Raw genomic sequence first — 6450 nt, forward strand, 5'->3', positions numbered from 1 at the left:
ATCGGTTTTGGCCTGAGCATGTTCGTTCCCGGTTGGGATCTCAAATCTCTGAGCATGTTTTTAATTGGAATCAGCCTCTCCTTAATCTGGACTCTTCGCTCGGCCGCGGGCCGGCGTCGTGGTAGCTGGCTGGCGCTCATAGGTCTGGCTGTCACGGGAATCGCGTTGTTTTGGAGACCCTTCCTTTTTGCTGATTTAACGCTTTACTTCGGAATGGATTTTCTGCTTCTCTGTTTGCTCACATCGCATGTTCTGCAGGTACGGCAAGTTCGGTTAGAAAGGGAAGAAGCGCGTTTGAAATCCACACGACTTGAGATTGAGCTGCTGAAGAAACATATTCAGCCTCACTACCTGATGAATACACTCACGGCATTGTCCGAATGGATCGAACAGGAACCCAAAGAGGCGACAAAGATGATTCAGTCGTTATCGGACGAGTTTCGTGTGCTATCCGAAGTTTCGAACCGTTCCCTGATTCCACTCAAAGATGAGATCCGGCTTTGTTCGAGTCATGCGGAAATCATGAGCAAGAGAAAGGGAAAGGAGTTCGTGCTTTCCGTGAATTCAATCAATCCGGAGCCGGCGATTCCACCTGCGCTGATCCATACGCTGATAGAGAACGCCATCATTCATAACAGACCCGAAGGGCAACGGATTGAATTTCGTTTGGATGTGCAGAAGGAAAATGGTTTTTATCGTTACACATTGAAAGCCCCACTAGGGAGCGCCCGAGATACTTCCGGAGAGGTCAAAGAAGGCACTGGCTTCCGCTATATCAAAAGCAGACTCCAGGAAAGTTACGGTAACAAATGGAAATTTACGGCCGGAAGAGACGGGGAGGTTTGGAAGAATGAGATCTGGATACCGGTGGAGTAACGGAGTAGCGCGGGCATCTTGCCCGTATTATGGGCCGCAGGCGTCTCGCCTGCGAATTATATGAGAATACTTGTTGTAGAAGATGAGCAGATCGTAGCGCGACGTTTGATCAGAATGATTCATCATATTCCTGGAGAGCAAGCGGGAACGATCCGGCATCATGAGGACATTTATGATGGACTTGCATACATCCGGGAACATCCGATTGACCTTTTGTTCCTGGATCTGAATTTGAACGGGTCGGATGGTTTTCGCATTACGGAAGTTGTTTCCGGTTCTTTTCAAACCATCATTGTTTCGGCTCATTCGGATCAAGCCATACGGGCTTTTGAATATGGAGTCGCGGATTTTGTTGCCAAACCTTTCAGCGAAGAACGTCTGCGAAAAGCATTAGCGCGTGTGAATGATCCCGATCCGAGTTTCCGGTTACGGCTTAAGTGCCTTGCCGTGCGGAAAGGCCATGAGCTTCGTTCGATTCCGGTTTGGACGTTATGTACCTGAAAGGAGCCGATGACTATTCGGAAATTCACTGCAAAGATGGATCGGTTCACTTGCACGATAAAACTTTAAGGGAGCTGGAAAAGAGAATGCCTGAAAGTTTTCAGCGTCTTCACCGGTCTTATCTGGTAAACACCAGTTTCCTTGCGGGACAGGAAAACGATTCGGGCAGCCGCTATCACGTGATTCTAACAAATGGCGAAAAGCTGCATTTGAGCCGTAAGAAACTGCAATTGGTTCGAACACTTTTGAGTCATTAGCGTTTCTACTACGTCACATTTCATTCACACGCCCCGCTTGCGACAAATTCCGGACCGTTCAGGGCAGATTTGTTGACTGCTCGCACTGCATCGAGTCATATTCAAACAAAATGAAAAACATTCTGCTTTTTGGGCTTTCCTTTGCGGTTACCCTTTTGGGACCTATACACAGTGTTATCGAGACAACGAAAAGTGATGTAAAAAAAACATTTCTTGTGGTCTACCGGCCCGGTCCCGGATGGTTACAGGACCAACCCTTATCAGCGCAACCGCTCAAAGAGCATGGAAGATACATGCTGAGTTTATTCAAGAAGGGATCGATGAAGTTGGCAGGCGGGTTTGCGGATAATTCCGGCGGAGCAATGCTACTCGAGGTAGTCGATGAATCTGAGGCGCGCGCTATCGTTGCTGAGGATCCTGCAGTTAAAAAGGGAATATTCCTTTACGAAATTCATCCATGGAAACTGGTTGCCTGGGAAAAATACCTTCATAAATAAAGTCAGTGTTTATCCATATGGAGGCACTCTCCAGTTGGAGAAACGCTCCAAATCCCACCCTTCGGGACGCTGTCAGGCGCGCGCGAGAGTTGCTGAACACCCGGAGAACGCAATGAAAATTGCGCTCAAGCACGTGTAAATCATTGGGTTACATTCAGTGCAATATCATCAAAAAGGAAAGTGGTCTGCAGGGATGAATTCTCTATTCCCTGGAAGCGGATTTTCACCGTCTTGCCGGCATAAGTCATAAGATCAATTGACTTTTGCGTATAAATGTTCATTCCGGTCGCCTCTAAATTGCTATAGGTCGCGAGTGTCACCCAGCTTCCGAATGAGCCGTTCGGTTTCTTCACATTAATCTGAATTTTCACCGTATCGTTAGCACTGGTAGCGGTTGTCTCGGCTGTATCAATGCTCTGCCAGAAGCTCAAGGATGCAGCGCAAACTTCGGCAGGTATCACCATCGTTGTGGAATTGGTGGTTATCGTTTGAGTATTTGTAATCGCCAAACCGTTCAAGTGAGCATACCAGGTTCCGCTATGAGGAGCTCTGTTTGTGCCATTTGTGATGATTCCCGAATTGTTTCCTGTCGAGCTGGACCGGCTCCACCCCGTGTTTCCGCTTTCGAATCCAGGGTTTGTCACGATCTGATTTGAAAGTGTGCAATTGGTGATGTTGTTTACGGTCACATTTACTGCTGAAGAAGTTGCGACATTGTTGGAAGTATCGGTTGCCTTGCTTGTTAGATTGTGATTGCCATTTGCCACGGTGTTCGTATTCCAGTTGACCTGGTAAGGTGATGAGCTATCGGAACCGATGAGAGTTGTTCCGTTCACATAAAACTGAACCTTCTTTATACCGACATTATCGCTGGCGATCGCCTTTACCTGAATTGTCCCATTGACGGATGATCCTCCGGTTGGAGACGTGATCGACGTTGTTGGTGGAGTTGTATCGGCATTGCTTATGTTAACATTGACCTGGGTGGATGTTCCCGTGTTGTTAGCGGCATCGTATGCCTTTGAAGTCAGATTATGGCTGCCGTTGGATGTTGTGGTCGTATTCCAGTTCACGCTATAAGGGAAATCAAAATCGGTGTCGATTAAGTTTGTTCCGTCGCGATAGAATTCGACTTTCGTAACTCCAATGTTATCGCTTGCATCCGCGTTAACCGGTATTGTTCCGCTAACAGTGGCCCCACCGGTTGGCGAAGTGATGTTCGTTGTAGGTGGTGTTATATCGCCTGAGCCGGTAAAGGTCACCACCGCAAATCCAAGGTTTTCTCTTTGTGTATTCCCCGTACTATTCGGAAAAAAGTGCCGGGTATCAGTCCAGGCCATGTATGCCTTACCGTTGTGAGCGTCGACTCCCAGGTATTCACCATACTGGTTGGGATTGCCGCCGGTATTATCCGTCGTATTTTCATCTGAATGGGAAATCCCACTGTTGTTGAATTCTGCACTCGGTTGGCTGACTTTGGTGTTCGCTTCCCAGCTAACGCCTCCATCAGTTGATCGGCTCATGAAATAATCGACTTTACGATTGCTCGCGGTATCGTTTCGCGCGTCATGCCAGCCGACCGCAACGGAACCGTTTGTTTGATCCACAACCAGAAACGGATGGAATTGAGCAGTACTTGTGGCGTCGTCATTTACCTTTACCTCTGTCCAGTTCATTCCGTCCGTGGAGCGAGCTACATAGATGTCGGACGTTGCCATCGCTGCTCCGTTGTTTACATCGGAATAGGCTACGTACAGACGCCCGTTAAAGGTGCCACCTGAATTGTCAACATCGATTGCGCCAAATGGATTGATGCCGCGATTGTCTTGAGGCGGAATGTTGGCGTTGTTATTGAATCCAAAAATATTGTGCTGCTTCACAAGAACGGGAGCGGACCAGGATTGGCCACCATCGGTTGACTTTGTATAGAAAGTTTTTTCTCCACTACAGGTTTGTGTTCCGCATGTGAGTGCTATCCCAGTAGACGGCGGGATCGCTGCCGAACACGATACTGTCAGGGTCAGGACAGCCCACGCCGTACGCCCCAACGCTGGGGGCGCACGTGTAACTCCAGCTGGCGCCTTCGTTGCTGCTGGCAAAAATCGCTTGAGTTTGATCGCAGCCTGCCGGAGTGTCCCATGTGTTCGCGGCTGCGACAATTTGGTCGGGATTGTTTTTGTTGACAGAAATTTGGATTTCACCCTGATACTCGATCGGAGCAGGATTACCGGTCGTTGCAACATTGCGGTTCGTTCCGACTGTAGCCATCGCAATAATCGCGCCGGGACTGAACGAAAGAGCTGCATTGATCGCCTGGCTGGCTGCCTGTACCTGCGGCCGAAGAGTCAGCCATCGTTCGTGCCATTGCAAAACTTCACGGGGCACTGCGTACTCACGAAAGTTTGTTTCCATCCGGATCTGAAAAAGATCCAGAGGGGATAGAGGCAGTTGCAGCAAGAGAGCATCTATCTTCGTTTGATTTCCCGGATCCTTTCGAACCTCTTCGACAAACCCGCGAATCACCGGGTCGCTCATGATTTGTCCGAATAAAGCTCTCTTGTGATCTTTGTTATTATTTGTCGCTTCTCCGGTGGAAAGAGCACAAAGGATAATCAGAACAAACAAGAGGGAAAGAGCAGTTTTATTCACATACTACTCGTGAGACTATTGTTCCGATGATTCTATCAAGAATCGACACAAAGGAAAAACGTGCCGTTGTTGCAGGCTCTATTACAATAAGAGAGTCAAGTTCCCCAAGAGGAGATCAGATGAGAATTCGTTTCGTTGTTTTCGCAGTTCTTATTCTTTGTTGTTTTACTCTAGCCGCAGACGAATCCAAATCGATTCTGGTGTTGCGCGCGGCCCGTTTGTGGGATGGCCGGTCTGCGGAGCCAGTAACGAACGGGATTGTGATCGTGGAACGTGGAATGATCCGTCAGGCCGGCACTGGAATTGCAGTTCCGGATGGCGCAGAGGTTGTAGATCTTGGAGATGTGACCCTGCTGCCGGGATTCATTGATATGCATGTCCATGCAACGGGTGAGTTAGGACCCAATTTTCTCCTATCCTTCTATCAGGGTCTGCGAAAGACTGTAGCTGAACAGTCGATTGAAGCATCGGTGATGGCGCGGAGAATGCTGGATGCCGGATTCACGACGATCCGCAATCTTGGCGCTAACGATCGTATTGATGCGGGTTTGCGTGATGCAATCGCCAAGAAATTGATCGCCGGTCCACGAATTCTGGCTGCAACCACCGCGCTGGGCGCACGCGGTGGACATTGCGATGGGACCGGATTCCCTGAAGGCACTTTCGGCGAAGAACCAGGAATCGCCGATGGGATTGCTTCCGGACCGGACCAGTTTCGTGATAGCGTCCGGTATCAAATTAAATATGGCGCAGATGTGATCAAGGTTTGCGGAACCGGTGGAGTATTATCCATTGGCGATGAAGTGGATACTCCACAAATCACGCAGGCCGAAATGGATGCAATCGTTGAGGAAGCGCATAAGCTCCGGAAAAAGGTAGCAGTTCACGCGCATGGAGCGGAAGGCGCAAAAGTGGCCATTCGGGCCGGCGCCGACACAATTGAACATGGATCCTTTCTGGATGACGAAGCTCTTCGAATGATGAAAGAGCGAGGCATCTGGCTTGTGCCAACCCTTCTTGCCGGAGAATATGCGGGGAAAGGACCTGCCTCCAAAACATTGCCGCCAGAAGTGCAAGCCAAAGCAGCCGCGGCGATTGCAAAACGCTCGGAGACATTCAAAAAAGCTCTAAAACTGAAAGTGAATATCGCTTTTGGGACCGATTCCGGTGTATCACCTCACGGGGTCAACGCCCAGGAATTCGCGCTCCTGGCGGATCATGGCATGAGCCCTGTCGCTGCTCTACGTTCCGCAACCATCGATGCTGCGACCGCTCTCGGTCTGGAAGAAAAAATTGGATCGCTGGAGAAAGGAAAAATCGCGGACGTCATCGCCCTTGCCGGAGATCCATTTCGAGACATTCATGCAACGGAAAAAGTTGTTTTCGTGATGAAGGATGGACAGATTGTTCGCCGTCCATAAAAGGGAGCAAAACATGAAAGTAGAAGCCACGAAAAACGATCAGGGTATTGAAATCATCCGCGTGTCAGGACGCATAGATCCTTCGACTTCCATTCAATTCGAAGAAGAGATGAACAGCATTCTTTCTTCCGGAGCTGTCAAGCTTGTTCTTAATCTTTCGGATGTGGATTTCATAAGCAGCACGGGACTGCGCGTCTTCCTCACGGTGCTCAAAAGAGTGAAAGCGGAAAAAGGAGATCTCAAAGTCTG

General features: G+C 49.1%; 8 protein-coding genes. 6 read left to right on the forward strand and 2 right to left on the reverse strand.

Going from position 1 to position 6450, the window contains the following annotated elements; all coding sequences use genetic code 11:
* From L0156_25150 to L0156_25165, 4 genes are all read left to right on the forward strand, one after another.
* A partial coding sequence (locus tag L0156_25150) for a histidine kinase (protein ID MCI0606287.1) occupies positions 1-876 on the forward strand: 876 nt, incomplete at its 5' end.
* A 60-nt stretch (positions 877-936) separates the two neighbouring features.
* A complete protein-coding gene (locus L0156_25155) occupies positions 937-1377 on the forward strand; it encodes a response regulator (protein MCI0606288.1) in 441 nt (146 codons plus the stop codon).
* Positions 1368-1634, forward strand: a complete 267-nt coding sequence (locus L0156_25160; GenBank protein ID MCI0606289.1) for a LytTR family transcriptional regulator — start codon at positions 1368-1370, stop codon at positions 1632-1634. Before L0156_25155 ends, L0156_25160 begins: the two co-directional genes overlap by 10 nt.
* Before the next feature lie 110 nt (positions 1635-1744).
* Positions 1745-2131 (forward strand): YciI family protein, encoded by a 387-nt coding sequence (locus L0156_25165; GenBank protein MCI0606290.1) that lies wholly within the window; start codon positions 1745-1747, stop codon positions 2129-2131.
* Between the two features lie 140 nt (positions 2132-2271).
* On the opposite strand, the gene L0156_25170 is transcribed toward L0156_25165, so the two are convergent.
* Entirely contained in the window at positions 2272-4011 is a 1740-nt protein-coding gene (locus L0156_25170) for an Ig-like domain-containing protein (GenBank protein MCI0606291.1), read from the reverse strand.
* A gap of 64 nt (positions 4012-4075) precedes the next feature.
* The gene (locus L0156_25175) at positions 4076-4780 is read right to left on the reverse strand and encodes a hypothetical protein (GenBank protein MCI0606292.1); all 705 of its coding nucleotides are present in this window, start codon (positions 4778-4780) and stop codon (positions 4076-4078) included.
* A 119-nt stretch (positions 4781-4899) separates the two neighbouring features.
* On the opposite strand from L0156_25175, the gene L0156_25180 reads away from it, so the two are divergent.
* Together L0156_25180 and L0156_25185 are read left to right on the forward strand one after the other, a co-directional pair.
* The gene (locus L0156_25180) at positions 4900-6201 is read left to right on the forward strand and encodes an amidohydrolase family protein (protein ID MCI0606293.1); all 1302 of its coding nucleotides are present in this window, start codon (positions 4900-4902) and stop codon (positions 6199-6201) included.
* Between the two features lie 13 nt (positions 6202-6214).
* Positions 6215-6450: STAS domain-containing protein (locus L0156_25185; GenBank protein MCI0606294.1), on the forward strand; the 236-nt coding region annotated here is incomplete at its 3' end.

Source organism: bacterium, assembly GCA_022616075.1.
Classification (GTDB): Bacteria; Acidobacteriota; HRBIN11; order JAKEFK01; family JAKEFK01; genus JAKEFK01.